At 53.8% G+C, this 26738-nt stretch carries 39 protein-coding genes and 1 pseudogene; 37 read left to right on the plus strand and 3 right to left on the minus strand.

What is annotated here, in order from left to right; genetic code table 11:
* The 33 genes and pseudogenes from ABI171_RS14190 to ABI171_RS14350 form a co-directional block, all read left to right on the plus strand.
* A pseudogene (locus ABI171_RS14190) lies at nt 1-122 on the plus strand (elongation factor Tu); the annotation flags it as partial.
* Between the two features lie 130 nt (nt 123-252).
* Nucleotides 253-570: a 30S ribosomal protein S10 gene (gene rpsJ, locus ABI171_RS14195; protein ID WP_038484649.1), complete on the plus strand. Its 318-nt coding sequence runs from the start codon at nt 253-255 to the stop codon at nt 568-570.
* Between the two features lie 269 nt (nt 571-839).
* Nucleotides 840-1496: a 50S ribosomal protein L3 gene (rplC, locus tag ABI171_RS14200; RefSeq protein WP_348093210.1), complete on the plus strand. Its 657-nt coding sequence runs from the start codon at nt 840-842 to the stop codon at nt 1494-1496.
* A 3-nt stretch (nt 1497-1499) separates the two neighbouring features.
* Nucleotides 1500-2120 carry a 50S ribosomal protein L4 gene (rplD, locus tag ABI171_RS14205; protein ID WP_348093211.1) on the plus strand — a complete coding sequence of 207 codons (621 nt, stop codon included), beginning with the start codon at nt 1500-1502 and terminating at the stop codon, nt 2118-2120.
* Nucleotides 2117-2431 carry a 50S ribosomal protein L23 gene (gene rplW / locus ABI171_RS14210; RefSeq protein WP_038484658.1) on the plus strand — a complete coding sequence of 105 codons (315 nt, stop codon included), beginning with the start codon at nt 2117-2119 and terminating at the stop codon, nt 2429-2431. The genes rplD and rplW overlap by 4 nt, the downstream gene beginning before the upstream one ends.
* Entirely contained in the window at nt 2431-3258 is an 828-nt protein-coding gene (gene rplB, locus ABI171_RS14215) for a 50S ribosomal protein L2 (protein ID WP_348093212.1), read from the plus strand. Before rplW ends, rplB begins: the two co-directional genes overlap by 1 nt.
* A gap of 10 nt (nt 3259-3268) precedes the next feature.
* On the plus strand, nt 3269-3544 hold the full coding sequence (gene rpsS / locus ABI171_RS14220; protein WP_014004397.1) for a 30S ribosomal protein S19: 276 nt from the start codon (nt 3269-3271) through the stop codon (nt 3542-3544).
* 6 nt (nt 3545-3550) lie between these two features.
* Nucleotides 3551-3883, plus strand: a complete 333-nt coding sequence (gene rplV, locus ABI171_RS14225; protein ID WP_172656933.1) for a 50S ribosomal protein L22 — start codon at nt 3551-3553, stop codon at nt 3881-3883.
* Nucleotides 3884-3892: 9 nt separating this feature from the next.
* The gene (rpsC, locus tag ABI171_RS14230) at nt 3893-4750 is read left to right on the plus strand and encodes a 30S ribosomal protein S3 (RefSeq protein ID WP_348093213.1); all 858 of its coding nucleotides are present in this window, start codon (nt 3893-3895) and stop codon (nt 4748-4750) included.
* A gap of 2 nt (nt 4751-4752) precedes the next feature.
* Nucleotides 4753-5172 carry a 50S ribosomal protein L16 gene (gene rplP / locus ABI171_RS14235; RefSeq protein ID WP_014004400.1) on the plus strand — a complete coding sequence of 140 codons (420 nt, stop codon included), beginning with the start codon at nt 4753-4755 and terminating at the stop codon, nt 5170-5172.
* A 12-nt stretch (nt 5173-5184) separates the two neighbouring features.
* Nucleotides 5185-5376: a 50S ribosomal protein L29 gene (rpmC, locus tag ABI171_RS14240; RefSeq protein WP_348093214.1), complete on the plus strand. Its 192-nt coding sequence runs from the start codon at nt 5185-5187 to the stop codon at nt 5374-5376.
* Nucleotides 5376-5648, plus strand: coding sequence for a 30S ribosomal protein S17 (gene rpsQ, locus ABI171_RS14245; protein ID WP_014004402.1), 273 nt, complete (start codon nt 5376-5378; stop codon nt 5646-5648). Before rpmC ends, rpsQ begins: the two co-directional genes overlap by 1 nt.
* 234 nt (nt 5649-5882) lie before the next feature.
* Nucleotides 5883-6251, plus strand: a complete 369-nt coding sequence (gene rplN / locus ABI171_RS14250; RefSeq protein WP_014004403.1) for a 50S ribosomal protein L14 — start codon at nt 5883-5885, stop codon at nt 6249-6251.
* 9 nt (nt 6252-6260) lie between these two features.
* Entirely contained in the window at nt 6261-6575 is a 315-nt protein-coding gene (rplX, locus tag ABI171_RS14255) for a 50S ribosomal protein L24 (protein WP_014004404.1), read from the plus strand.
* A gap of 6 nt (nt 6576-6581) precedes the next feature.
* Complete coding sequence (gene rplE, locus ABI171_RS14260) at nt 6582-7121, plus strand: 50S ribosomal protein L5 (protein WP_038484668.1); 540 nt, start codon at nt 6582-6584, stop codon at nt 7119-7121.
* A gap of 7 nt (nt 7122-7128) precedes the next feature.
* Nucleotides 7129-7434, plus strand: coding sequence for a 30S ribosomal protein S14 (gene rpsN / locus ABI171_RS14265; RefSeq protein ID WP_014004406.1), 306 nt, complete (start codon nt 7129-7131; stop codon nt 7432-7434).
* Between the two features lie 14 nt (nt 7435-7448).
* Complete coding sequence (gene rpsH / locus ABI171_RS14270) at nt 7449-7844, plus strand: 30S ribosomal protein S8 (protein ID WP_014004407.1); 396 nt, start codon at nt 7449-7451, stop codon at nt 7842-7844.
* Between the two features lie 10 nt (nt 7845-7854).
* The gene (gene rplF, locus ABI171_RS14275; protein ID WP_348093215.1) at nt 7855-8388 is read left to right on the plus strand and encodes a 50S ribosomal protein L6; all 534 of its coding nucleotides are present in this window, start codon (nt 7855-7857) and stop codon (nt 8386-8388) included.
* 12 nt (nt 8389-8400) lie between these two features.
* Nucleotides 8401-8763 (plus strand): 50S ribosomal protein L18, encoded by a 363-nt coding sequence (rplR, locus tag ABI171_RS14280; protein ID WP_348093216.1) that lies wholly within the window; start codon nt 8401-8403, stop codon nt 8761-8763.
* Nucleotides 8764-8775: 12 nt separating this feature from the next.
* The gene (gene rpsE, locus ABI171_RS14285) at nt 8776-9294 is read left to right on the plus strand and encodes a 30S ribosomal protein S5 (RefSeq protein WP_014004410.1); all 519 of its coding nucleotides are present in this window, start codon (nt 8776-8778) and stop codon (nt 9292-9294) included.
* 10 nt (nt 9295-9304) lie between these two features.
* Nucleotides 9305-9484, plus strand: a complete 180-nt coding sequence (rpmD, locus tag ABI171_RS14290) for a 50S ribosomal protein L30 (protein WP_041742931.1) — start codon at nt 9305-9307, stop codon at nt 9482-9484.
* A gap of 26 nt (nt 9485-9510) precedes the next feature.
* Entirely contained in the window at nt 9511-9942 is a 432-nt protein-coding gene (gene rplO, locus ABI171_RS14295) for a 50S ribosomal protein L15 (protein WP_061936394.1), read from the plus strand.
* A 34-nt stretch (nt 9943-9976) separates the two neighbouring features.
* On the plus strand, nt 9977-11308 hold the full coding sequence (secY, locus tag ABI171_RS14300; RefSeq protein ID WP_348093217.1) for a preprotein translocase subunit SecY: 1332 nt from the start codon (nt 9977-9979) through the stop codon (nt 11306-11308).
* A 37-nt stretch (nt 11309-11345) separates the two neighbouring features.
* On the plus strand, nt 11346-11564 hold the full coding sequence (infA, locus tag ABI171_RS14305; protein ID WP_014004414.1) for a translation initiation factor IF-1: 219 nt from the start codon (nt 11346-11348) through the stop codon (nt 11562-11564).
* A 25-nt stretch (nt 11565-11589) separates the two neighbouring features.
* Nucleotides 11590-11703 (plus strand): 50S ribosomal protein L36, encoded by a 114-nt coding sequence (rpmJ, locus tag ABI171_RS14310; RefSeq protein WP_014004415.1) that lies wholly within the window; start codon nt 11590-11592, stop codon nt 11701-11703.
* Nucleotides 11704-11730: 27 nt separating this feature from the next.
* Complete coding sequence (gene rpsM / locus ABI171_RS14315) at nt 11731-12096, plus strand: 30S ribosomal protein S13 (RefSeq protein ID WP_038484686.1); 366 nt, start codon at nt 11731-11733, stop codon at nt 12094-12096.
* A gap of 62 nt (nt 12097-12158) precedes the next feature.
* Nucleotides 12159-12563: a 30S ribosomal protein S11 gene (gene rpsK / locus ABI171_RS14320; RefSeq protein ID WP_014004417.1), complete on the plus strand. Its 405-nt coding sequence runs from the start codon at nt 12159-12161 to the stop codon at nt 12561-12563.
* Nucleotides 12564-12743: 180 nt separating this feature from the next.
* Nucleotides 12744-13367, plus strand: coding sequence for a 30S ribosomal protein S4 (gene rpsD / locus ABI171_RS14325; protein WP_061936397.1), 624 nt, complete (start codon nt 12744-12746; stop codon nt 13365-13367).
* A gap of 139 nt (nt 13368-13506) precedes the next feature.
* Entirely contained in the window at nt 13507-14484 is a 978-nt protein-coding gene (gene rpoA, locus ABI171_RS14330) for a DNA-directed RNA polymerase subunit alpha (RefSeq protein ID WP_014004419.1), read from the plus strand.
* A gap of 174 nt (nt 14485-14658) precedes the next feature.
* Nucleotides 14659-15054 carry a 50S ribosomal protein L17 gene (gene rplQ, locus ABI171_RS14335; protein WP_348093218.1) on the plus strand — a complete coding sequence of 132 codons (396 nt, stop codon included), beginning with the start codon at nt 14659-14661 and terminating at the stop codon, nt 15052-15054.
* Between the two features lie 105 nt (nt 15055-15159).
* Nucleotides 15160-15492 (plus strand): divalent-cation tolerance protein CutA, encoded by a 333-nt coding sequence (gene cutA / locus ABI171_RS14340; RefSeq protein ID WP_348093219.1) that lies wholly within the window; start codon nt 15160-15162, stop codon nt 15490-15492.
* Nucleotides 15485-17356, plus strand: a complete 1872-nt coding sequence (gene dsbD / locus ABI171_RS14345; RefSeq protein ID WP_348093220.1) for a protein-disulfide reductase DsbD — start codon at nt 15485-15487, stop codon at nt 17354-17356. The genes cutA and dsbD overlap by 8 nt, the downstream gene beginning before the upstream one ends.
* 196 nt (nt 17357-17552) lie before the next feature.
* A complete protein-coding gene (locus ABI171_RS14350; RefSeq protein WP_348093221.1) occupies nt 17553-18194 on the plus strand; it encodes a peroxiredoxin in 642 nt (213 codons plus the stop codon).
* A gap of 88 nt (nt 18195-18282) precedes the next feature.
* On the opposite strand, the gene ABI171_RS14355 is transcribed toward ABI171_RS14350, so the two are convergent.
* From ABI171_RS14355 to yihA, 3 genes are all read right to left on the minus strand, one after another.
* Complete coding sequence (locus tag ABI171_RS14355; protein WP_348093222.1) at nt 18283-19455, minus strand: magnesium transporter CorA family protein; 1173 nt, start codon at nt 19453-19455, stop codon at nt 18283-18285.
* Between the two features lie 249 nt (nt 19456-19704).
* Nucleotides 19705-20718 (minus strand): porphobilinogen synthase, encoded by a 1014-nt coding sequence (hemB, locus tag ABI171_RS14360; protein WP_348093223.1) that lies wholly within the window; start codon nt 20716-20718, stop codon nt 19705-19707.
* 252 nt (nt 20719-20970) lie between these two features.
* Nucleotides 20971-21702 (minus strand): ribosome biogenesis GTP-binding protein YihA/YsxC, encoded by a 732-nt coding sequence (gene yihA / locus ABI171_RS14365; RefSeq protein ID WP_348093224.1) that lies wholly within the window; start codon nt 21700-21702, stop codon nt 20971-20973.
* Nucleotides 21703-21927: 225 nt separating this feature from the next.
* Here yihA and ABI171_RS14370 point away from each other — a divergent pair, with 225 nt between their 5' ends.
* The 4 genes from ABI171_RS14370 (at nt 21928) to ABI171_RS14385 (ending at nt 26728) form a co-directional block, all read left to right on the plus strand.
* Nucleotides 21928-22593 carry a c-type cytochrome gene (locus ABI171_RS14370; RefSeq protein WP_348093225.1) on the plus strand — a complete coding sequence of 222 codons (666 nt, stop codon included), beginning with the start codon at nt 21928-21930 and terminating at the stop codon, nt 22591-22593.
* Between the two features lie 73 nt (nt 22594-22666).
* Nucleotides 22667-24826, plus strand: coding sequence for a cytochrome c biogenesis protein ResB (locus ABI171_RS14375; RefSeq protein WP_348093226.1), 2160 nt, complete (start codon nt 22667-22669; stop codon nt 24824-24826).
* Nucleotides 24827-24906: 80 nt separating this feature from the next.
* The gene (gene ccsB, locus ABI171_RS14380; protein WP_348093227.1) at nt 24907-26052 is read left to right on the plus strand and encodes a c-type cytochrome biogenesis protein CcsB; all 1146 of its coding nucleotides are present in this window, start codon (nt 24907-24909) and stop codon (nt 26050-26052) included.
* Between the two features lie 4 nt (nt 26053-26056).
* Entirely contained in the window at nt 26057-26728 is a 672-nt protein-coding gene (locus ABI171_RS14385) for an HAD family hydrolase (RefSeq protein ID WP_348093228.1), read from the plus strand.
* Nucleotides 26729-26738 lie beyond the last annotated feature (10 nt).

A 26738-nucleotide genomic window follows, 5' to 3' on the forward strand; every position in this document is an offset into this window, starting at 1 on the left:
TGTCGATCACAGTGATGCTGATCAACCCGATCGCGATGGAAGAAGGTCTGCGTTTCGCGATCCGCGAAGGTGGCCGTACTGTTGGTGCAGGCGTTGTTGCCAAGATCCTGCCTGACGCGTAATTGAAGTTGCAGTATTGAAATTGTAGTGCGATTTACGATTGGCCGGCCGCTTCGGTGGCTGGCCAATATGTCAATGTAACAATATGCCGTGGATGGCTGTCATCCATGGTTCGTTCTTTTAAGGAAAATCATGTCAGCTCCTAATCAAAAAATCCGTATCCGCCTGAAAGCATTCGATTACAAACTGATCGACCAGTCGGCTCAGGAAATCGTCGATACAGCCAAGCGCACCGGCGCTGTTGTCAAGGGTCCAGTACCACTGCCAACACGCATCCAGCGTTTTGACGTTCTGCGTTCGCCGCACGTCAACAAGACATCGCGCGACCAGTTTGAAATCCGTACGCACCAACGCCTGATGGACATCGTTGACCCAACCGACAAGACTGTCGATGCGTTGATGAAGCTGGACTTGCCAGCTGGCGTAGACGTAGAAATCAAGCTGCAGTAATAAATTCACCACAATTGAGGGCGGACTTCAGGCGTCGCGGTAGCGCGACAAATGGTCTGCCCTCAGTTTTTTGGCGAGTGTTGTAAATCAGCCGTAACCGGCGAATGTTTGACATACCACGACAAAGATGGTCTTGCAAATAAAAATTTACCCGGTTATACTGATCGGCTTCGGTGCGATTGCCGGCGGATTTCGTCCACGCAGTCGTGCTTATTTTAGTTGTACAAACATCAGCCCCGCCCAATCGTAGGTGGGAATGGAGAAAAACAATGAGCTTAGGCCTTGTTGGTCGCAAGGTTGGCATGATGCGCATCTTCACGGAAGATGGGGATTCAATCCCTGTTACCGTAGTCGACGTATCGAACAATCGCGTGACCCAAATCAAAACGCCTGAAACAGACGGTTATACCGCTGTTCAAGTTGCATTCGGTCAGCGTCGCGCTTCACGCGTGACTAAAGCTGCTGCTGGTCACTACGCCAAAGCTGGCGTCGAGGCTGGTACCATCCTCAGAGAATTCCGCATTGATTCAACCAAGGCTTCCGAGCTGAAGGCTGGCGACATTATCGCTGCAAGCCTGTTCGAAGTCGGTCAAAAGGTTGACGTTCAAGGTGTCTCGATCGGTAAAGGTTACGCCGGTACTATCAAGCGTCACAACTTTGCATCCGGTCGTGCCAGCCACGGTAACTCCCGTTCGCATAATGTCCCGGGTTCCATCGGTATGGCGCAAGATCCAGGTCGTGTTTTCCCTGGTAAGCGCATGACCGGTCACATGGGTGACGTTACTGTAACCACGCAAAACCTCGAAATCGCACGTGTTGACGCTGAGCGCCAACTGTTGCTGGTCAAGGGTGCGGTTCCAGGCGCCAAGAACGGCCAAGTTGTGGTCAGCCCTGCGATCAAAATCAAAGCTAAGAAGGGAGCCTAATTCATGGAACTCAAGCTCCTGAATGACCAAGGTCAAGCTGCTTCGAACGTTGCTGCTCCGGATACCATTTTCGGCCGCGACTACAACGAAGCTCTGATTCACCAGGTCGTAGTTGCTTATCAGGCTAACGCTCGTAGCGGTAACCGTAAGCAAAAAGACCGTGAAGAAGTGCATCACACGACTAAAAAGCCATGGCGCCAAAAGGGTACCGGCCGCGCTCGTGCTGGTATGTCGTCATCGCCTTTGTGGCGCGGCGGTGGTCGGATTTTCCCGAACTCGCCTGATGAAAACTTCACCCACAAAGTCAACAAGAAGATGTATCGCGCAGGTCTCTGCTCGATTCTGTCGCAGTTGGCACGCGAAGGTCGTCTGTCGGTCGTCGAGAATTTCTCGGTCGAAGCGCCAAAGACCAAGCTGCTGTCGCAAAAACTAAAGGGCATGGGTTTGGATTCCGTATTGGTCATCACCGACAATCTGGAAGAAAACCTGTTGTTGGCGTCGCGCAATCTGCCAGGTTTCCTGGTATGCGAGCCACGTCACGCTGATCCAGTATCGCTTGTGTTCTACAAGAAGATCCTGATCACCAAGGCGGCTTTGGCGAAGATCGAGGAGATGCTGGCATGAACGCAATTAAACATAGCGAAGAACGCTTGATGAAAGTGTTGCTGGCGCCGGTAATTTCCGAAAAGGCAACGATGGTTGCGGAGAAAAACGAGCAAGTCGTTTTCCGTATCGCACCAGACGCTACCAAATTGGAAGTCAAGGCTGCTGTCGAGCTGCTCTTCAAAGTTCAGGTTGAGTCGGTACAAGTTGCCAATCGCCAGGGTAAGCAAAAGCGTAGCGGCAAGTCGATGGGCCGCCGCAACCATACCCGCCGCGCATTCGTATGCTTGAAGCCGGGTCAAGAGATCAACTTCACCGAGGAGGCTAAATAATGGCACTCGTTAAAGTTAAACCAACCTCGCCGGGCCGCCGTGGCATGGTCAAGGTCGTTAATCCCGACCTGTACAAAGGCCGTCCATTTGCTGCCCTGGTTGAGAAAAAGTCGAAAACAGCTGGTCGTAACAACAACGGTCATATCACTACTCGCCACATCGGCGGTGGTCATAAGCAACATTACCGTCTGATCGACTTCAAGCGCACCAAGGATGGTATTCCTGCGAAAGTGGAACGTATCGAATACGATCCAAACCGTACTGCGAATATTGCTCTGTTGTGCTACGCCGACGGCGAACGTCACTACATCATCGCCACTAAAGGCATGGCTGTAGGCGACCAGGTAATGAGCGGCTCGGAAGCGCCGATCAAATCCGGTAACTGCTTGCCAATCCGTAATATTCCGGTTGGTACGATTCTGCATTGCGTCGAAATGCTGCCAGGTAAAGGTGCCCAAATGGCACGTACAGCCGGCGCCGGCGTGGTGTTGATGGCTCGTGAAGGTACTTACGCTCAAATTCGTTTGCGTTCCGGTGAAGTTCGCCGTGTACACATCGAATGCCGCGCTACCGTAGGTGAAGTCGGCAATGCCGAACACAGCCTGCGCAAGATCGGTAAAGCGGGTGCGATGCGTTGGCGTGGTGTTCGTCCTACCGTTCGCGGTGTGGTCATGAACCCGGTTGACCATCCTCACGGTGGTGGTGAAGGTAAGACCGCAGCTGGTCGTCATCCAGTTTCGCCATGGGGTCAACAGACTAAGGGTAAGAAGACACGCCGCAACAAGCGTACTACTTCCATGATCGTCTCGCGCCGTGGCAAGAAATAAGGGGTAACACATGACACGTTCATTGAAAAAAGGGCCGTTCTGCGACGCCCATCTGGTGAAAAAAGTCGAAACTGCACAAGCAGTCAAAGACAAAAAGCCAATCAAGACTTGGTCCCGTCGCTCGACCATCATGCCGGATTTTATCGGTCTGACGATTGCTGTGCATAACGGCAAACAACACGTCCCGGTATATGTGTCCGAGAACATGGTTGGTCACAAGCTCGGCGAATTCGCGCTGACCCGTACGTTCAAGGGTCATGCTGCTGATAAGAAGGCTAAGAAATAAGGTCCGATGATGGAAACTAAAGCTACCCTCCGCGGCGTGCGCCTGTCGGCCCAAAAGGGCCGTCTGGTCGCCGACCTGATTCGCGGCAAAAAAATTGATCACGCGCTAAACATCCTGACTTTCAGTCCTAAGAAAGGTGCAGCCATCATCAAGCGTGTTCTGGAATCCGCAATTGCGAATGCCGAACACAATGACGGTGCAGACATCGACGAGCTGAAAGTTACGACGATTTACGTGGAAAAAGGTTCGGTCCTCAAGCGCTTCACAGCGCGTGCTAAAGGCCGTGGCGATCGTATCTCGAAGCAATCCTGTCACATATACGTGACTGTCGGAAACTAAGGAGTCACGATGGGACAGAAGATTCATCCAACCGGTTTTCGCCTTGCGGTTACACGTAACTGGGGATCCCGCTGGTATGCAGGCAATAGCAATTTTGCCCAAATGCTCGGCGAAGATCTGAAAGTTCGCGCTTTCCTCAAGAAAAAACTGAAGAACGCATCGGTCGGCCGCGTTGTTATCGAGCGTCCTGCAAAGAACGCACGCATCACGATTTACAGCTCGCGTCCTGGTGTTGTTATTGGTAAAAAAGGCGAGGACATCGAAGTACTGAAGTCCGCGCTGACTAAGCTGATGGGTGTGCCGGTTCACGTTAATATCGAAGAAATTCGTAAGCCTGAAATCGATGCACAACTGATCGCTGACTCGATCGCGCAACAGCTCGAAAAACGCATCATGTTCCGCCGCGCGATGAAACGTGCGATGCAGAACGCAATGCGTCTGGGCGCGCAAGGGATCAAGATCATGTCGTCGGGTCGTTTGAATGGTATCGAAATCGCACGTACCGAATGGTATCGCGAAGGTCGCGTACCACTTCACACACTGCGCGCTGACATCGACTATGGTTTCGGCGAAGCTGAAACCACGTACGGCATTATCGGCATCAAAGTCTGGGTCTACAAGGGTGATCGTCTGGCTAACGGCGATGCGCCGGTAATCGACGTACCTAACGACGATGACAAGAAACGCCGTGGTCCACGTCGCGATGATGGCAAGCCAGCCGGTCGTCCACGTGCTAAAACTACAACGGCAGGTCCAGGTGCGCCAGTTGCGCGTCCGGCCCGTGCCAAGAAGCCGGATGGTGCTGCTGATGGTGTTGTAACTGCGGTTGCTGCAGTTGCTGTGCCGGCCGAGAAAGCAGGAGAATAATCATGCTGCAACCAGCACGCAGAAAATATCGTAAAGAGCAAAAGGGCCGCAACAAGGGCATTTCGCATTCGCGCGGTACCGCCGTGTCGTTTGGCGAATTTGGCTTGAAGGCGATTGGCCGCGGTCGTATCACCGCGCGTCAGATTGAAGCAGCTCGTCGCGCAATGACCCGTCATATCAAACGGGGTGGTCGTATCTGGATTCGTATTTTCCCGGATAAGCCAATTTCGCAAAAGCCAGCCGAAGTCCGGATGGGTAACGGTAAGGGTAATCCAGAGTATTACGTGGCTGAAATCCAGCCAGGTAAAATGCTGTACGAGATGGATGGCGTCGACGAAACACTGGCGCGCGAAGCATTCCGTTTGGCTGCAGCTAAATTGCCGTTGTTGACCACGTTCGTCGTGCGTCAAATCGGCCAATAATTGGAGTTAAACATGAATGCATCAGAACTCCGCGACAAAGATCAAGCGGCCTTGACGAAAGAGCTGAACGAATTGCTGAAGGCGCAGTTTAGCCTTCGCATGCAAATCGCTACTCAGCAATTGAGCAATACGTCGCAATTGAAGAAAGTTCGTCGCGATATAGCACGGGTCAAGACCGTCATCAATTCGAAGGGCGCCCTGTAATGAACGATCAAGTGAAACAAGCGCTCAAGCGCACGCTGGTTGGTAAAGTTGTGTCCGATAAAATGGACAAGACTGTTACCGTCCTGATCGAACGCCACGTCAAGCATCCTCTGTATGGCAAAATCATCGTGCGTACTAACAAGTACCATGCACATGACGAAACCAACCAGGCCAAGGAAGGTGACGTTGTCGAGATCCAAGAAGGACGTCCAATCTCCAAGACTAAAGCTTGGAGCGTGACACGTGTGGTACAAGTGGCACAAGTCCTGTAATTATTTGTTGCGAGCCAAGCATTTTGATGTAATAATGCTTGGCTTCGCTCCTGTTGGCTTCCATCAAGAGCGATACAAAAAATAGCATCACCCCGCAGTAAATTTTTGTACTAGCAAGAAGTTTTGGAAGTCGTCCACCTAAGCAGTGCGCTCAGCAGAGTTGCCCTGACAGGACCAAGACTGACCGTAAATCCGCATCGTGCGGCAGCGAGTTAAGTTGGGAAAGAAAATATTATGATTCAAACGGAAAGCCGGCTCGAAGTAGCCGACAACACTGGTGCACGCGAAGTCATGTGTATCAAAGTTCTGGGTGGTTCCAAGCGTCGCTATGCCAGTATTGGTGATGTGATCAAGGTTACCGTCAAAGTGGCAGCGCCACGTGGTCGCGTCAAGAAAGGCGAGATCTATAACGCCGTTGTCGTGCGGACCGCTAAAGGTGTTCGTCGTCAAGATGGTTCGTTGGTCAAGTTCGATGGCAATGCAGCAGTGCTGCTGAACGCGAAGCTTGAGCCAATTGGTACGCGTATTTTTGGACCAGTCACTCGTGAACTGCGCACTGAGCGCTTCATGAAGATTGTGTCACTCGCGCCTGAAGTGCTGTAAGGAGTCGAGATGGATAAGATTCGGAAAAGCGACGAAGTAATCGTCCTGACTGGTAAAGACAAGGGCAAACGCGGTGTTGTTAAGCAACGCGTTGATGCTAATCACGTCGTCGTAGAGGGTGTCAACGTTGCTAAAAAAGCGACCAAGCCAAACCCGATGACTGGTGTAACTGGTGGCATCATTGACAAGCTGATGCCAATTCACGTGTCAAATGTTGCATTGTTCAATGCAGCAACTGGCAAGGCAGATCGCGTTGGTTTTAAAGATGTGGACGGCAAGAAAGTCCGCGTTTTCAAGTCCAGTGGCGAAGTTGTTAAGGTTTAAGAGATCATGGCCCGTCTCCAAGAATTCTATAAAGATAAAGTGGTTACCGACCTGACAGCGAAATACGCTTACAAGTCCGTAATGGAAGTGCCGCGCATCCTGAAGATCACCCTGAACATGGGTTTGTCGGAAGCGATCGCGGACAAGAAGATCATTGAACACGCTGTTGGCGATTTGACCAAGATTGCAGGTCAGAAGCCAGTCGTGACCAAGGCGCGGAAAGCTATCGCGGGTTTCAAAATCCGTGAAGGCTATCCAATCGGTTGCATGGTTACATTGCGTGGCGCTCATATGTACGAGTTTCTGGATCGCCTGATCACTGTCGCGCTGCCGCGCGTTCGTGACTTCCGTGGCGTCTCCGGTCGTGCATTTGACGGTCGTGGTAACTACAATATCGGCGTGAAAGAGCAGATCATTTTCCCCGAAATTGAGTACGACAAGATTGATGTGTTGCGTGGTATGAATATCAGTATCACGACGACTGCAAAGACCGACGACGAAGCAAAATCGCTTCTCGCCGCATTTAAATTTCCGTTCAGAAACTGAGGTTGCCATGGCAAAACTGGCACTGATTAACCGTGAACAAAAGCGCGCTGACCTGGTAAAGAAATACGCCGGTAAACGTGCCGAGTTAAAGGCAATCATTGATGACCAATCCAAGTCGGAAGAAGAGCGCTACGAAGCTCGCTTGAAATTGCAAGCGCTGCCACGTAACTCGGCTCCGACCCGTCAACGTAATCGTTGCTCCCTGACTGGTCGTCCACGTGGCACTTTCCGCAAGTTCGGTCTGGGCCGTATTAAGCTCCGTGAAATCGCCATGCGTGGCGAAATTCCGGGTATGACTAAAGCAAGCTGGTAATAGGAGAATATGCAATGAGTATGAGCGATCCTATCGCCGATATGCTGACCCGTATCCGCAATGCGCAAGTAGTTCACAAGACAACAGTGGCAATGCCATCGTCGAAGGTCAAGATTGCGATTGCCAACGTCCTCAAGGACGAGGGTTACATTGAAGATTTCGCTGTCGCAGAAGAAGGCGGCAAAGCGGAACTCAAAATCGGTTTGAAGTATTACGCCGGCCGTCCTGTTATCGAACGCCTTGATCGCGTATCCCGTCCAGGGCTGCGTATCTACAAGGGCAAAGATGACATCCCTAACGTGATGAACGGCTTAGGTGTGGCAATTATTTCGACACCTGCTGGTGTCATGACGGACCGCAAAGCGCGCGCAACCGGTGTCGGTGGCGAAGTTATTTGCTACGTCGCCTAAGGAGTGCAATATGTCACGTGTAGGTAAAATGCCGATTGCACTGCCGACTGGCGCGGAAGCGACCATTACAGCAGCGCAGATCACAGTCAAGGGCCCGTTGGGCTCGTTGTCCCAGGCTTTGAATGGCCTGGTAAAAATCGAAAACAACAACGGCACGCTGAATTTCGCTGCCGCTGACGAAAGTCGTGAAGCCAATGCGATGTCCGGCACCCTGCGTGCTCTGGTCAACAACATGGTCAACGGTGTAACCAAGGGCTTTGAAAAGAAGCTGAACCTGGTTGGCGTGGGTTTTCGTGCACAAGCTCAAGGCGACAAGTTGAATCTGTCCCTCGGTTTTTCGCATCCTGTTGTGCACCAGATGCCGCAAGGCGTTACCGTGGCAACACCGACGCAAACCGAGATCCTGATCAAGGGTATCGACAAGCAACGTGTTGGTCAGACTGCTGCAGAAATTCGTGCTTACCGCGAACCTGAGCCTTATAAGGGCAAGGGCGTTCGTTACTCGGACGAAGTGGTAATCCTTAAAGAAACCAAGAAGAAGTAATAGGGGTTGACGATGGATAAGAAACAATCACGTCTGCGCCGCTCACGCCAAACGCGTGCCAAGATCGCAGAGTTAAAGGTGAATCGCCTGGCAGTGCATCGTACCAACTTGCACATTTACGCCAGCATCATCGGCCCTGACGCTAAAGTGTTGGCTTCGGCCTCCACACTGGAAGCTGAAGTACGTGCGGAACTGGCCGGCAAGTCCGGTGCAGGCGGCAATGCAGCAGCTGCAGTTCTGGTTGGCAAGCGTGTTGCCGAGAAGGCACTGAAAGCCGGAGTTACCGAAGTTGCGTTTGATCGCTCCGGTTTCCGTTACCACGGCCGCGTCAAGGTGCTGGCAGATGCCGCCCGTGAAGCCGGTCTGAAGTTCTAAGGAAGAATCGTCATGGCAAAAATGCAATCGAAAATGCAAAGCGATAAGCCGGATGATGGCATGCGCGAAAAAATGATCGCGGTCAACCGTGTGACCAAAGTGGTCAAGGGTGGTCGTATCATGGGTTTCGCAGCATTGGCTGTTGTTGGTGATGGCGATGGCCGTATCGGCATGGGCAAGGGCAAATCGAAAGAAGTGCCAGTTGCAGTGCAGAAGGCTATGGAAGAAGCCCGTCGCAAGATGATCAAGGTAACGCTCAAGAACGGTACTTTGCAACACGCAATCTCCGGCAAGCACGGCGCGTCATCGGTTTTGATGCTGCCAGCTAAAGACGGTACCGGCGTTATTGCAGGCGGTCCAATGCGCGCAATCTTTGAAGTATTGGGTGTGACGAACGTTGTGGCGAAGTCCACTGGTTCGACCAATCCGTACAACATGGTTCGTGCTACTTTGAACGGCTTGTCAAAAATGAACACTCCATCGGAAATCGCTGCCAAGCGCGGCAAGTCCGTTGAAGAAATTCTCGGCTAAGGTGATCAAAATGACAAAGACTGTAAAAGTACAATTGATCAAGGGTTTGATCGGCACGCGCGAAACGCATCGCGCAACAGTGCGCGGTTTGGGTCTGCGTCGTGTTAATTCGGTTTCCGAATTACAAGACACCCCATCGGTGCGCGGCATGATCAATAAAGTGTCCTATCTTGTGAAAGTGGTGTCGTAAGCTTAGGCTTGCGAACGGAGCAAATTATGGAATTGAATACTATTCAACCTGCAGATGGCGCCAAGCACTACAAGCGTCGCGTTGGTCGTGGTATCGGCTCGGGTATCGGTAAAACAGCCGGCCGCGGTCACAAGGGTCAAAAATCGCGTTCAGGCGGTTTCCACAAAGTCGGCTTTGAAGGCGGTCAAATGCCTCTGCAACGTCGTTTGCCAAAACGCGGCTTCAAGTCGATGGCAACGCCGTATAAAGCTGAAGTTCGCTTGTCGGACCTGGAAAACCTGCCGGTAACTGAAGTAGATATCCTAGTGTTGAAGCAAGCTGGCGTTATCGGCGAGCTGGCACGTGTGGTACGCGTTATCTTGTCGGGCGAGCTCACTAAAAAAGTGACACTCAAAGGCTTGATCGCTACCAAAGGTGCAAAAGCTGCGATTGAAGCGGCCGGTGGATCGGTTGCTTAATTTGTCGTTCTAACTCGTAGCAATGGAGCAATAAGTGGCGACTTCACCCCAACTTGCAAAGAGTGCTGCGAGCGGCTTCCCATGGGGCCGTCTGTGGTTCTTGCTAGGTGCACTGGTTGTATATCGTATTGGCGCTCACATTCCCGTTCCGGGAATTGACCCATCGCAGTTGGCGCAATTGTTTAAGGCGCACCAGGGCGGTATTTTGGGCATGTTCAACATGTTCTCTGGTGGTGCGTTGTCGCGGTTCACCGTGTTCGCGCTGGGTATCATGCCGTATATCTCGGCATCGATCGTAATGCAGTTGATGTCGATTGTGTCGCCCCAGCTGGAAGCGTTGAAGAAAGAAGGCGAATCAGGCCGCCGCAAGATTACTCAGTACACTCGTTACGGTACGCTGTTGCTGGCGACGTTTCAGGCTCTGGGGATCGCGGTGGCACTGGAATCGCAACCCGGCCTGGTGTTGGATGCCGGCTTGGCTTTCCGCTTCACGACAGTTGTGACGCTGGTAACAGGAACGATGTTTTTGATGTGGTTGGGTGAGCAGATTACAGAGCGTGGTCTCGGTAATGGTATCTCGATCATCATCTTTGCAGGTATTGCAGCTGGTTTGCCGAATGCAGTTGGTGGTTTGTTCGGTCAGGTAAGTACCGGTTCAATGAGTGCCTTGTCGGCGATTCTGATTTGCTTGATCGCTGCCGGCGTGACATATCTGGTGGTATTTATCGAACGTGGCCAACGCAAGATTCTGGTGAATTATGCGAAACGCCAGGTAGGCAACAAGATTTATGGTGGTCAAAGCAGTCATTTGCCACTGAAGCTGAACATGGCTGGTGTGATTCCTCCAATTTTCGCTTCCTCGATCATCTTGTTTCCTGCGACAATCACGAGTTGGTTTACTTCGGGTGATTCAACCAACCCTGTTGTGAACTTCCTGAAGGATATGGCGGGTTCATTGGCACCGGGCGAACCGATTCATGCTCTGCTGTATGCGATAGCAATTGTGTTCTTCTGCTTCTTCTATACAGCGTTGGTGTTCAACAGCAAAGAAACAGCTGACAACCTGAAGAAGAGCGGCGCGTTTGTACCAGGGATTCGTCCAGGCGAGCAGACAGCACGTTATATCGACAAGATTTTGATGCGTTTGACACTGGTTGGTGCGGTTTATATTACGGTTGTTTGTTTGGTTCCGGAATTCTTGATCGCCCGCTGGAAAGTACCGTTTTATTTTGGTGGTACATCGCTGTTGATTATCGTAGTGGTCACCATGGATTTCATGGCGCAGGTACAGAATTACGTGATGTCGCAGCAATATGATTCGCTGCTTCGTAAGGCAAATTTCAAGGGCGGCGTGTCCACACGCTAAGTGTTGATACGAACGACCAAAGGAACCAGTAGACCGAATGGCAAAAGACGACGTTATCCAGATGCAAGGCGAGATTCTTGAGAATCTCCCCAATGCAACATTTAGAGTCAAGTTGGAAAACGGACATATCGTCCTCGGTCATATTTCTGGCAAGATGCGCATGAACTATATTCGCATCCTCCCAGGAGATAAGGTGACGGTAGAATTGACACCTTATGATTTAAGCCGGGCACGGATTGTGTTCCGTACCAAGTAACTTTTAGTATAGAAAGAAGACGAAAATGAAAGTGCTCGCATCAGTCAAGCGCATCTGCCGCAACTGTAAGATCATTAAGCGCAAAGGCGTGGTTCGCGTCATTTGTACAGAGCCGCGCCATAAACAGCGCCAAGGTTAATTAACGTTATTGATCGAGGAATAACGAATGGCACGTATTGCAGGGGTAAACATCCCAAATCATCAGCACACCGTTATCGGCTTGACAGCCATCTACGGTGTTGGCCGCCCACGCGCAAAAGTAATTTGCGACAGCACGGGTATTTTGACTACGAAGAAGATCAAAGATCTCGACGATAACGAGCTGGAAAAGCTGCGCGACGAAATTGCAAAATTCGTCGTCGAAGGTGACCTGCGTCGTGAACTGTCGATGAACATCAAGCGTTTGATGGATCTGGGTTGCTATCGTGGTATGCGTCATCGCAAAGGCTTGCCTTGCCGTGGCCAACGTACTCGTACCAATGCACGTACCCGCAAGGGCCCGCGCAAAGCCGCTCAATCGCTGAAGAAATAATTAAGGTGCCGCACTTTGCGGCAGCTGATTGTTCTTAGGTAGTCGGATTCAAGGAAATTATTATGGCAAAGTCCCCAAATAACGCCGCAGCAGCACGTGTGCGTAAAAAAGTTAAAAAGAACGTTGCTGAAGGTATCGCGCATATCCACGCGTCTTTCAACAACACCATCATCACGATTACCGATCGTCAAGGTAACGCGTTGTCGTGGGCGACATCTGGTGGCGCTGGCTTTAAAGGCTCCCGCAAGTCGACTCCATTTGCAGCGCAGGTTGCAGCCGAAGCCGCTGGTAAAGTGGCTGTGGAATGCGGCGTTAAGAATTTGGAAGTGCGTATCAAGGGCCCAGGTCCTGGTCGTGAATCCGCTGTTCGCGCATTGAACAACCTGGGTATCAAGATCACCCAGATTCAAGACGTAACGCCAGTACCACATAACGGTTGCCGCCCACCAAAGCGTCGTCGTATCTAAATCGATTCTGATTTTCGCTGTTGTGTAACTTCAGCGTATGCAAGTAGCCCGCCAATGACCTTGGCGGGTTTTGTTCTTAAGCCCACCGTCTGGTTGAAAGCAAACCAGACTAGCGCCAGGTCGTATGCCGACCCCAACGGATAGCAATATCCCGGCGTCATATTTTTAAAAGGAAGCACCGTGGCACGTTATATCGGACCTAAAGCAAAACTTTCCCGCCGTGAAGGTACGGACCTGTTCCTGAAGAGCGCACGCCGCTCGCTGGATTCCAAGTGCAAACTGGATTCCAAGCCAGGTCAACATGGCCGCACATCTGGTGCACGTACCTCCGACTACGGTAACCAATTGCGCGAAAAGCAAAAAGTTAAGCGTATGTACGGCATTCTGGAACGCCAGTTCCGTCGTTATTTCGCTGAAGCGGACCGTCGCAAGGGCAACACCGGCGAAACATTGCTGCGTTTGCTGGAAGCGCGTCTGGACAACGTCGTTTATCGTATGGGTTTCGGTTCGACCCGCGCTGAAAGCCGTCAACTGGTTTCGCACAAAGCGTTCACCGTCAACGGTAACGTGGTCAACATCGCTTCTTACCAAGTGAAGACCGGCGACGTCATCGCTGTTCGTGAAAAAGCCAAGAAGCAAGTGCGTATCGTTGAAGCGCTGCAACTGGCCGAACAAGGCGGCATGCCATCGTGGGTTTCGGTTGATGCGAAGAAAATGGAAGGTACTTTCAAGTCCCTGCCAGACCGCAACGAAATCGCTAACGACGTCAACGAATCGCTGATCGTCGAATTGTATTCGCGTTAATTTTAGTTTTTGGCCTTTCCTGTTTCAGGAAGGGCCTTTTCATCAGGGTGCCTCTGACAGTCCTTGTGATTGTGGCGGCGCCCTTAATGCCATCAGCCTTATCGGTGTAACGAGCCGAGGGTATTGAAGAGGACATTTCATGCAAAACAGCTTGTTGAAGCCACGTATTATCGAAGTAGAAGCATTGGGTGCAGGCCACGCTAAAGTCGTGATGGAACCGTTTGAACGTGGTTACGGCCACACTCTGGGCAACGCACTGCGCCGCGTCCTGCTGTCATCGATGGTTGGCTATGCGCCGACTGAAGTGACGATCGCCGGTGTAGTTCATGAATATTCGTCTTTGGATGGTGTGCAGGAAGACGTAGTCGACATCCTGCTGAACCTGAAGGGCGTCGTATTCAAGTTGCATAACCGTGACGAAGTCACACTGACACTGAAAAAAGATGGCGAAGGCGCTGTGCTGGCTTCCGACATCGATCTGCCGCATGACGTAGAGCTGGTCAACCCGGATCACGTGATTGCTCACCTGACAGCCGGTGGCGCGCTCGACATGCAGATCAAGGTTGAAAAAGGCCGTGGCTATGTGCCGGGCAACGTTCGTCGCCTGACTGAAGATGCCAACAAGACCATAGGTCGCATCATTCTGGACGCGTCGTTTTCGCCGGTCCGCCGTGTTTCCTACGCTGTCGAATCCGCGCGTGTGGAACAGCGTACCGATCTGGACAAGCTGGTCATCAACATTGAAACCAATGGCGTGATCACTCCGGAAGAAGCGATTCGCCAATCGGCCCGCGTGCTGGTTGACCAACTGAACGTGTTCGCTGCACTGGAAGGCACTGAAGCTGCTGCTGAAGCCCCATCCCGCGCACCGCAAGTCGATCCAATCCTGTTGCGTCCGGTCGACGACCTGGAACTGACAGTACGTTCGGCCAACTGCCTGAAAGCAGAAAACATCTACTACATTGGCGATCTGATCCAGCGTAGCGAGAATGAACTGCTGAAGACGCCAAACCTGGGCCGCAAGTCCTTGAACGAAATCAAGGAAGTTCTGGCATCCCGTGGTTTGACACTGGGCATGAAGCTGGAAAACTGGCCGCCTGCAGGTCTGGAAAAGTAATATTTGTTGTAAAGCTCGGGGGTGAGTTAAAATACCGCCCCTGAGCTTGTTTTGCTCTTGCTGTATCCATTGTCGTATTCATCTGCTGTATTAATTTCAACCGGCCCGCGACCAGGCAATAGCCGAAGTCGATCGAAGAGCTGGATGTAAACTCAAAAACTGAAAGGAATTACCATGCGTCACCGTCACGGCCTTCGTAAATTAAATCGTACCTCTTCCCACCGTCTGGCCATGTTGCGCAACATGACTGTTTCGCTGCTGCGTCACGAAGCAATCAAGACCACATTGCCAAAGGCAAAAGAACTGCGTCGCGTGATCGAACCGATCCTGACACTGGGCAAGACCGATACACTGGCAAACAAGCGCCTGGCATTTGCTCGCCTGCGCGACCGCGAAATGGTCTTGAAGCTGTTTGCCGAACTGGGTCCACGCTATGCTAACCGTAACGGCGGCTACCTGCGCATCCTGAAAATGGGTTTCCGCGTTGGCGATAACGCCCCTATGGCTTACATCGAGCTGATGGATCGTCCGGAAATGAGCGACGACGCTGAAGTACCGACAGCTGACTAAGCTTAAGTATTCAAGCTGCGTTAAAATCAAAAGCCAGGCCTAGCCTGGCTTTTTTGCGTTCTGGGCGCCGCCGCGCCTTGTAAGGATAGATCAAAGAAATCGACTATGTCACAAGCCTTGCTTATACTCACCAACTTGCCGGACCTTGCCAGCGCGCAAATATTGGCGCAGCAACTGGTGGAACGCAAGCTGGCGGCTTGTGTCAATCTCCTGCCGGCGGTGCAGTCCGTGTATCGCTGGCAAGGTGCGGTAGAGCATGCGGAGGAAGTGACGCTGCTGATCAAGACCGCGGCCAGCCGCTATGCGGAACTGGAAAGCGCCATCAAGGCGGCGCATCCGTATGCATTGCCTGAAATAATTGCCTTACCGATTGTGGCCGGCTTGCCGGCCTATCTCGACTGGATTACCGCAGAAACCCAAAAGGACGTGAATGTTTAAGTCTCTCAAGCAATTGTCACTGCTGTTTGCCATGCTGTTCGTCTTTACTCTCGCGCATGCCGACGATGACGAATATCTGGCGCCGGAAGTGGCGTTCAAATTCTCCGCGCGCATGGTTGACGCCAAGACCGCCGAGGTGACCTATGCGATTGCTGACGGCTACTATATGTACCGTGAGCGCTTCCACTTCAAGGCTGAAGGCGCCACTCTGGGAGAGCCGCAAATCCCCGGCGGCAGGGTCAAGTTCGACCAGACTTTCAACAAGAACGTCGAAACCTATCATCACAGCGTCACCATCCGCTTGCCGGTCGAGGCGAGCGGCAATTTCACCTTGATTTCCACGGGCCAGGGTTGCGCTGACAAGGGCCTCTGCTATCCGCCCATGGATTCGCGCGTCAACCTTTCAAGCACCGGCGGCGCCGGTGCCACTGGCAGCAGCAGCGGTGGCGGTTTGCTGAGTGCGATGGGTATCGCTAAAACCGGCGGCGTTGCAATCGATACGCCGCAAGCCCCGGCCGTCGACAGCGGCAGTCCCGCTGCCAACGTCAAACCGCCTGCGGACAATGCCGTACAGCCTGCTCCCGCGGATTCTGAATCGGGCCGCATCGAATCGTCACTGAAGGGCGGCAAGCTGCTGGTGATCATGCCTTTGTTCCTGCTGCTGGGCCTGGGCCTGGCGTTTACGCCATGCGTACTGCCGATGGTGCCGATCCTGTCTTCGATTATTGTCGGTGAAGGCACGCAAGTCAGCCGCCGCCGCGGCTTCCTGCTTTCCATCACCTACGCGCTCGGCATGGCGCTGGTATACACCGCGCTGGGCGTGGCTGCCGGGTTGGCTGGTGAGGGCCTGGCAGCGACCTTGCAGAATCCCTGGGTACTGTCGGCGTTCGCCTTGCTGATGGTACTGATGTCTTTGTCGATGTTCGGTTACTACGAGCTGCAATTGCCGTCCGCGTTCCAGACCAAGCTGACCAAGGCCTCCGACCAGCAATCTGCCGGCAAGCTGATCGGCGTGTTCGTGATGGGGGCGATTTCGGCATTGATCGTCGGCCCGTGCGTGGCGGCGCCGCTAGCCGGTGCGCTGGTGTATATCAGCCAGACGCGCGACGTCGTAATAGGCGGCAGTGCCTTGTTTGCGATGGCGGTCGGCATGAGCCTGCCGCTGATGGTGGTGGGGATTTCCGCCGGTTCCTTGTTGCCGCGGGCTGGCGCCTGGATGGAGTCGGTCAAGCGCTTCTTTGGCGTACTGATGCTGGCGGTGGCTTTGTGGATGGTCTCGCCGGTAATTCCAGTGCTGGGACAAATGCTCGGCTGGGCAGCCTTGGGCATCGGCTACGGCGCCTTCCTGCTGTGGGGTAAATCCTCCAACGCCTGGTTCGCCAAGGCGTTCGGCGTAGTGTTCATGGTATGCGGCGTGGTGCAACTGGTCGGCGGTATTACCGGCGGCCGCGATGTGCTGGCGCCGCTGGCGCACCTGGGCGGTAAACAGGAAAGCAGCCACGCCCAGTTCATTCGCGTCAAATCGGTGGCGGAACTGGATGCGGCGCTGGCCCAGACCAATGGTAAAACCGCATTGCTGGATTTCTACGCTGACTGGTGCGTATCCTGCAAAGAGATGGAAAAATTCACTTTTACCGATCCACGGGTACAAGCGCGTTTTGGCGACATGATCTTGCTCCAAATCGATGTCACCGCCAACAATGCGGACGACAAGGCGATGCTCAAGCGCTTCAATCTGTTTGGGCCGCCGGGCATCATCTTCTTTGATGGCAAGGGCCAGGAAGTCCCGCATGGCCGCGTGATTGGTTATCAGAATGCCGATAAATTCCTGCAATCGCTGTCGGTCCTGGATGCAAAAATATAATCAACACACCAGTGTTGCCGTATTTTCGGCAAAGCTCATGAATGGGTATGTGCTGGAAGCGTAAAATGAGTGAGCCTGCCTTCTTACCGCAGGTTATGTAGATAGTCGATAAAATTATTTGGGCTATGGCTGCCGCAACGCTATAGTTTTGGTTCTATGGTTTTAGCAAAACCAGTGCAATCTAAAGGAGACTGAAATGACTTTACGCCTTGGCGATGTCGCCCCGGATTTTGAGCAAGACTCTTCGCTCGGCAAAATCAGTTTCTATGATTGGGCCGGTTCTTCGTGGGTCGTGTTGTTTTCACATCCAGCCGACTTCACGCCGGTCTGCACCACTGAACTCGGCCTGACTTCCAAACTGAAATCGCAGTTTGAACAGCGCGGGGTCAAAGTGATTGCGCTGTCTGTCGATCCGGCCGACAAGCATCAGGAATGGATCAAGGATATCAACGAAACGCAGAACACCGTGGTCGGTTTCCCGATCATTGCTGACGCTGATCGCAAGGTTTCGGAGCTGTATGACCTGATCCATCCGAACGCCAGCGCAACCGCTACCGTGCGTTCCTTGTTCGTGATCGATCCGGCCAAGAAAGTGCGCCTGATCATCACCTATCCAGCCAGCACCGGCCGCAACTTCGACGAGATCCTGCGCGTGATTGATTCCTTGCAACTGACCGATAATTATTCGGTGGCCACACCGGGCAACTGGAAAGATGGCGAGGATGTGGTGATCGTTCCATCGCTGCAGGATCCAGAGGTTCTGAAACAGAAATTCCCTAAAGGTTTCAGGATAATCCGTCCTTATCTGCGTCTGACGCCGCAGCCTAACCGCGACTGAGATTCTTGCTGCAAGTTGAAACTAAAAAGCCCCGTCAAATTGTTGAAGGGGCTTTTTGCTTTGATGCGGAGCGGATGCGTTGCGAGATTCAGCGCCGGTCCAGCGCCTGGCTTTCCAGGTAGCGGCGGCGCTGGAAGAACACCAGCATCACGACCACGACCAGCGCCATTCCGCCCATCGTCAGCCAGAAGCCGAGCGCGCTTTTGAGTAAAGGCATCACTTCAAAATTCATGCCGAATATTCCGGTGATCAGGGTCAAGGGCATGAACAGGGCGGTGATCACGGTCAGCGTGCGCATGATTTCGTTGGTGCGGTGGGCCACTGCGGAGAAATGGATTTGCACCGCGGATTCAATCGACGATTCCAGGCGGCGCGCGTGGTTGAGCACCCGCGTAATATGTTCCATCACGTCGTTGATACGCACCAGCAGTAAATCCTTGGCGCGGCTGATCTCGATGCCATCATCGATGTCGACGAAGTAGTCGCGCAACTCTTGCATCGCATCGTGCTGTTCTTCGCATAGATTTTCCAGCTTGCGTAATTCAATCCGCGCATCCAGCAGCGCCATCCAGTCCTTGAACGGCCGGCGCGGATCAAGCAGTGCGCGCTGCCAGCGGTCCAGCTGTGTGGTCAATGGTTGGCGCAGGTCCAGGTATTGATCCACCATGGCATTGATCAGGCGCAGCAGCAGATCTTCCGGCGAGGCCGGCAGACGGATTGCATGCGGTCCTTTTTCGGTCTTGTTGCACAGCTCCAGCAGGCGCGTGCGCGTGGCGTCGATAGTGCGGCTATAGCGCTCATGGACCGTGACCAGCGCGTGATCCATGATAAGAAACGTTACCGGTTGGGTCGCCAGTTTACTCAATGCGGCCGGGATCTTGCGTTTGCTGCCTTCGCTATCGGTGGCTGGTGGTAGCACTGCAGCAGTTTTGTCTTCGTCATTCGCTGGCGAGCGCAAGTTGCCATTGCCGGCCGCACCTACGCCGGCTGCACCATTCAACATCAGCTTGCGAAACACCACCATGCCGTAATCCTGCGTCGAATCGAAATACGACGGGTGATTAGGATTCAGCGTATCGGTCATGTGCGGGTCGTAGATCTGAACGCCGGTGGCGGCTTCAATCGCGCTGCGCCAGGCTTCCGGATCGGCGGCGACTTCTTCGTGGGTGGCGTCGATCCAGAGGAATCCTTTGACCGGTACGGTATCCGGCATTTCCTGGCTTTGGCTGACGTGGTTGTCACTGATGAGAAAGATATCCATGCATTGTCGATGAGCGTTTGAATATGCGCCAGAGAGCAAACATCGAGACTAGCGATAGCACGATGATGCAGCCCGGCATGAGAAGTGAAAAGACATTGCGCCAACGATGCCTTGACGAGTCATACGCTGATGCCGTCCGGACGCAATGTCTCAGGGTGATAGCGAACGGCGCCTCGCCACTTTGCCGCAACATCGGGTCGCCGGCGTTGTCTGCGCTGCCATCGGCCGGATTGTCATATGCAGCTGCGCTTAACCCTTTTTAAGATGCCGCGCGATATCCAGTGCAAAATACGTCAGCACGCCATCCGCGCCGGCGCGCTTGAACGCCAGCATGGCTTCCATCATGGTCTTGTCGTGGTCCAGCCAGCCATTTTGCGCGGCGGCCTTGATCATCGCGTATTCTCCGCTGACCTGGTAGGCAAATGTCGGCACTTTGAATTCATCTTTCACGCGGCGCACGATATCCAGGTAAGGCATGCCCGGCTTGACCATCACCATGTCGGCGCCTTCCGCCAGATCCAGCGCGACTTCATGCAAGGCTTCGTTGCTGTTGGCCGGATCCATCTGATAGGTGTTCTTGTTGCTCTTGCCCAGCGTTGCCGACGAGCCGACCGCATCGCGGAACGGACCGTAGAAGGCCGATGCGTACTTGGCCGAGTACGCCATGATGCGCGTGTAAATATGGTGATGTGCCTCGAGCGCGTTGCGCACGGCGCCGATGCGGCCATCCATCATGTCGGACGGCGCCACGATATCGACACCTGCTTCGGCTTGCGTCAATGCCTGCTTGACCAGGATCGCGCAGGTTTCATCGTTGAGCACATAGCCGTCCGCATTCAACACACCGTCTTGGCCGTGGCTGGTATACGGATCAAGTGCGACGTCGGTCAGGATGCCAAGCTCGGGGAAGCGCTGTTTCAGTTCGCGCACCGCGCGCGGGATCAAGCCCTGCGGATTGGTGGCTTCGATGCCATCCGGAGTTTTCAGTGACGGATTGATGACGGGAAATAAAGCGATGACCGGAATACCCAAAGCCACGCACTCTTCCGCGACATTTAACAGCAAGTCAATTGACAGCCGTTCAACACCTGGCATCGAATTGATTTTCTCGCGCTGATTTTTTCCATCCAGGATGAAGACCGGATATATCAGGTCCGCAGTGGTGATTACGTTTTCCCGCATCATTGCGCGCGAAAACGCATCTTTACGCATGCGGCGCATGCGGATGGCGGGGAACTGGGCGGCTTTATGAGAGTGTGGCATGGCGGTTTCTGACATATGGGGTGAGTGAAAGGCAAGCTTCTAAAACGAGCTTGCATACTGGCATCGCTAATATTTTCGTCGAAAAATAAAAAAATCGTGAACTTTTTAGGCCTCTACCGGCTCCTAGCAATAGGTGCATCATTCGCCTCCCGCTTCCCTCCCTGAGCGGGGCCGTATCGCTTTTGGTGATAAGGCATTGTGCCCTGGAGATATTCCCCTTTCTCCAGGGCTTTTTTATGTTTAGCGTATCGACTAAACAGAGCTGTCTTCCCCAGTAGCGCCGGCGTCATCGGCACCAGCGTCGCTTTCATCATCGGCCGGTTTGTTCAGGCCCGCCAGTTCCACGATCTTGTCGTTGGCTTCTTCCAGGCCGTTGCGGTTAAGCGCTGAAAACAGCTGCGCGGTAAACGGCAATTGCTCATTATTTTCATTGACATAACTTGCCAGGAAGCTGCGCGCCTCGCGCAAAGCATTAGTAGCGTCGTTACGGTTAAGTTTATCCGACTTGCTCAAGATGCAATGGATCGGCTTTCCGGTGGGTGCAAACCATTCCACCATCTGGACGTCGAGTTCAGTGAACGGCCGGCGTGAGTCGACGATCAGCACCAGCGCAGCAAGTTGCTGGCGGCGGCGGACATAATCGCCCAGCAATTGCTGCCAGTGCAATTTGGCGGAGCCGGACACTTCAGCGTAGCCATAACCGGGCAAGTCGACCAGCAAAGCGCGAATCTCGTCGATCTTGGTTTCGTCCTTACGATGCTGGGCAACGTGGGCGCCGCCTATGGAAAAATAATTGATATGCTGGGTGCGGCCGGGGGTCTTGGACGCAAACGCCAGCTTTTTCTGGTTACACAAAAGATTGATGGCAGTCGACTTGCCGGCATTGGAGCGGCCGGCGAAAGCGATCTCCGGAACTTGCAAAGTTGGCAAGTCACGAAGATGATTGACTGTGGTAAAGAAACGGGCTTGCCAAAGTAGGGACATGGAATGAGCAGAAAATGCGGTAAGGGGAGGCAAAAATGCCGGAAAGCTATTGTACAATAAGGGGTTATGTACTGCTGTTTTGCTGAGTGTATGTGCGCATTTTGTGTCCGATTAAGTGTCCAATCAAGGGTTTTTGGGTCTCGGGCAATGGATTGATATGGCTGGGGCTGCCTCAGTTTGGAACCCATCAGGGCAGAATTCTAAAATCAAGTCAGGGCGTAAAGAATGAACCGTGCGTTTTTTCCAGTAGTGAAAGCTTTCCTAGTTGCAGTCATCGCGTTTTCCTCCGCTGCCCATGCAGCAGATGAACCAAAAGCGGTACCTGCCAAAGCCGATCCAGCCAAGGGCGAAGCACTCTATACGAATGGCGACCCGGCCCGCAACATTACAGCCTGTATCTCATGCCACGGCGCCGCCGGCGCATCGACGATCACTTCCAACCCGAAACTGGGTGGCCAGCATGCCGCTTATATTCACAAGCAATTGACGAATTTCCAAGGCCCTGACCGGAATAATCCGATCATGTCGCCGCTGGCCAAGCAGTTGACCGACGATGAAATGAAAAACATCGCGGCCTATCTGGATGCGCAAGCAGCCAAGCCGGGCGCAGCCAAGGACAAGGACACGCTCGATCTGGGTAAAAAAATCTATCGCGGCGGGATTGCTGAAAAAAGCGTTCCAGCCTGCGCCGGCTGCCACAGCCCTAACGGTGCCGGCATTCCAGCCCAGTTCCCCCGCATTGGCGGCCAGCATCAGGACTATACAGTCACCGAGCTGACCAATTTTCGCAGCGGTGCCCGCAAGAATGGTCCGATGATGGTGACCATAGCCAAGCGCATGTCCGATGATGAAATCAAGGCAGTTGCTGATTACATCGCCGGCCTGAAGTAAAAAAATAATAATAAAATATGAATTCAGGGGTGGCCTAGGCCACCCCTTTTTCTTTTAAAACGACAAAGTGGCTATGAGTACAAGCAATAACGAGATCGCAAGTAACGAAATCAACACGGCAGGGATACAGTTGAAAACCAGCCGCCGCTGGCTGGCGGACGCCGTCGAACTATTGTCATCGATGCGCTTCGCCATCAGCTTGCTGACCATTATTGCGGTGGCCTCGGTGATCGGCACCGTGCTCAAGCAAAATGAGCCGATGCCGAACTACGTCAACCAGTTCGGCCCGTTCTGGTTTGAAATGTTTGGCAAGCTGGGTTTGTATGCGGTGTACTCGTCGTGGTGGTTTTTGCTGATCATGACTTTCCTGGTGATCTCGACTTCGCTCTGTATCGCCCGCAATGCGCCAAAAATGCTGAAAGACGTGCGCAGTTGGCGTGAAAACGTGCGCGAGCAGTCGCTGCGTAATTTCCATCACAAGGCCGAATGGACCTCGACCACCGCATCGGACACTCTGGCGCAACAGCTGGTGGCGCGCATCGCCGCCAAAGGCTACAAGACCAAGCTGGTAGCGAAAGGCAACGCCATCCTGATCAGCGCCAAGCAAGGCGCCGCCAACAAATGGGGTTATATCTTTGCCCACAGCGCAATCGTGATCATCTGCATAGGCGGCTTGCTCGATTCCGACCTGCCGATACGCGCACAGCAATTAATCTACGGTAAAACGCCGTTCAACGGCAATGGCGTCATCGCCGAAATTCCTGAAGAGCACCGGCTGGGGCTGGGCAATCCGACCTTCCGCGGCAACACCCTGATTCCGGAAGGTTCCGCCAGCAGCACCGCCATCATCCCGCAAAAAGACGGCGTGATGATCCAGGACCTGCCGTTCACCATCCAGCTGAAGAAATTCATCATCGATTTCTACAGCACAGGCATGCCCAAGCTGTTCGCCAGCGAGGTGGTAATCAAAGACAATGCCGACGGCCATACTTTCGCGGCCACCATCAAGGTCAACCATCCGCTGATATACAAGGGCATCTCGGTATACCAGTCCAGCTTCGAAGACGGCGGCAGCAAGCTCAAGCTGACTGCCTATCCGATGGCGGGCACTGCCGAAACCACTTTCCCGGTCAGCGGCGAGGTCAACGGCACGACACCTTTAGCCAACAACGGTAATAACGACTATACGATTGAATGGTCTGGTTTCCGGCCGTTTAACGTGGAGAATATGGCGCGGTCGGGTGACGATTTGCGCGCCGTGACCAAGTCCAAGAGCCTGAACCAGCGCCTGAGCGACGATTTGAGCAACCATCTTGGCAATGCGGCAAAAAGCGCGGTCAAGAAGGATTTGAAGAATGTCGGCCCGAGCGTGCAATACAAGTTACGCGACAAGACCGGCCAGGCGCGCGAATTCAGCAATTACATGCAATCGATCAAGGTCGATGACGCCTACGTATTCCTGGCCGGCGTGCGCGATACGCCGGACGAACCGTTCCGCTATTTGCGGATTCCTGCGGATGACGACGATAGCGTGCAGGAATGGATGCGTTTGCGCGCTGCGCTGATGACTCCGGAGTTGCGTACGGCGGCGGCGCATCGCTATGCACAGCGGGCGATTCCGGAAAGCCGCGAAGGCATCGCCTTGCTGCGGGTGCAGCTGGAACAGTCGGCAATGCGCGGCTTGTCCTTGTTTGCCGGCGACGGCAAGGAAGCCGGCTATATGGCGATTTCCAAGTTCCTGGAGCAAGTCCCGGCGCAGGAGCAGGAAAAGGCTGCGGACATCTTCATGAAGATCCTCAACGGCAGCATGTGGGATCTGTGGCAAGTTGCACGTGAGAAAGGTGGTTTGAAAGAATTGCCTGCGGATGAAAAGCATGCGCGTTTCCTGCAATTGAGCACCAATGCACTATCGGATGCAAGCTTCTATAATGCACCTGTGTATCTGCAAATGACCGGCTTTGACGAAATCAAGGCATCGGTGTTCCAGGTCACCCGTTCGCCGGGCAAGAAGGTGGTGTACCTGGGCTGCCTGCTGCTGGTGCTGGGCGTGTTTTCGATGCTGTACGTGCGCGAGCGCAGGCTGTGGGTGTGGGTGCGCCCGGACCACGATGCGCCAGGCCAGTCGCATGCGCTGATGGCGATGAGTTCGCAGCGCAAGACGCTGGATTTTGAAAAAGAATTTGACGTATTGAAAACACAACTGATGCAGTCCGAAGCGCCGCCGAAAGCGTAGTTTGACGGCTTGGTACTGCACACAAAGATGGACGTTCCGCTGCGCCTCCGGCGCAGGATCGGCACGATATGGAGATGATGATGGAACTGACGCAAACTTATTCGCCGCCCAGCAGCTTTATCAAGCGGCTGTCCGTGATCGACTGGCTGTTTGCCATCGCACTGGTGGCCGCCTCGCTGTTCGCCCTGGGCCGTTACGGCAGCCACATGGATTATTATGAAAAAGGTGTGCTGCTGGCCGCCGGGCCGGTGTTCGCCTGGCTCGGCTGGCACTGGAAATCGGTGCGCTGGCTGATGGCTTTGCTGGCGGTGTTGTCGCTGTCGGCGATTGCCATGTATGGCGGCGTGCTCGATATGGCCAACCAGAAATTTTTGCTGAAATACCTGCTCTCCAGCCAGTCGGCGATCCTGTGGATGAGTACGCTGTTCTTCCTGTCGACACTGTTCTTCTGGGGCGGCTTGATCACGCGCTCCGATTTTGGCGCCTCGATCGGCTCCAAGCTGTGCTGGGCGGCGGTGGTGATGGGCTTTACCGGTATGCTGGTGCGCTGGTATGAGTCCTACCTGATCGGGGCCGATATCGGCCACATCCCTATCTCCAACCTGTACGAAGTATTTGTCCTGTTCAGCCTGATCACTGCGCTGTTCTATCTTTATTACGAACAGCATTACCGCACCCGCCAGCTGGGCGCTTTCGTGCTGCTGGTGATTTCCGCCGCGGTCGGTTTCCTGCTGTGGTACATGGTGTCGCGCGACGCCGCCGAAATCCAGCCGCTGGTGCCGGCGCTGCAAAGCTGGTGGATGAAGATCCACGTGCCGGCCAACTTCATCGGCTACGGTACTTTCGCGTTGTCGGCGATGGTGGCGGTGGCGTATTTGCTGAAATCGCATGGCTATCTGGTCGACCGCCTGCCGGCGCTGGAAGTGCTGGACGACGTCATGTACAAGGCGATCACGGTCGGCTTCACCTTTTTTACCATCGCCACCATTCTTGGCGCGCTGTGGGCGGCGGAAGCCTGGGGCGGATACTGGTCCTGGGATCCGAAAGAAACCTGGGCACTGATCGTCTGGCTCAATTACGCGGCATGGCTGCACATGCGTCTGATGAAGGGTTTGCGCGGCCAGGTTGCAGCATGGTGGGCGCTGGTCGGCTTGCTGGTGACGACCTTTGCTTTCCTCGGCGTCAACATGTTCTTGTCCGGCCTGCATTCCTACGGGGAGCTGTAAGCGGATGACAACACCTGTAAGCGATGCAGCGAGTGCTCCGGTAGAGCTTGTGATTTTCGATTGCGACGGTACGCTGGTGGACAGCGAAACCGTGGCAACCGACGTGATGGTGGCGTATCTGGCCGAGCTGGGCATGCACATATCGGCCGACGAGGCGCTGTCGCGCTTCAAGGGCGGCCGGATGGCTGATTGCGTAGTGGAGCTGGAGCAGATGTTCGGCCGTTCCTTGCCAACCGATTTCACCAAGGTCTTGCGCGACCGTATCGCGCCGGTTCTGCATCAGCGTTTGCAACCGATCGAAGGTGCGCTGGAACTGGTGAAATCGCTCAAGGTGCCGTTTTGCATGGCCTCCAACGGGCCTTTGCACCAGATCAAGGTCTCGCTGAGCGTCACCGGTTTGTGGCCTTATTTCGAAGGCCGCATCTTCAGCGCCTACGAAGTCAAATCCTGGAAACCGGCGCCGGATCTGTTCTTGCACGCCGCCAGGACCATGGGTGTCGAACCTTCCCGCTGCGCGGTAGTCGAAGATAGCTTGCCGGGTGTGCAGGCCGGAGTTGCCGCCGGCATGCAGGTATTTGCCTTGCAGCCTGAGCAGGTAGAAGCGCAGCTTCCGAAACAGGCAAAAATCATTTCCCGGCTTTCGGAGTTGCACGACCATATCAATATTGCCGGATAAGCGGTTTTTC

Source organism: Collimonas sp. (assembly GCF_039923675.1).
GTDB lineage: Bacteria > Pseudomonadota > Gammaproteobacteria > Burkholderiales > Burkholderiaceae_D > Collimonas.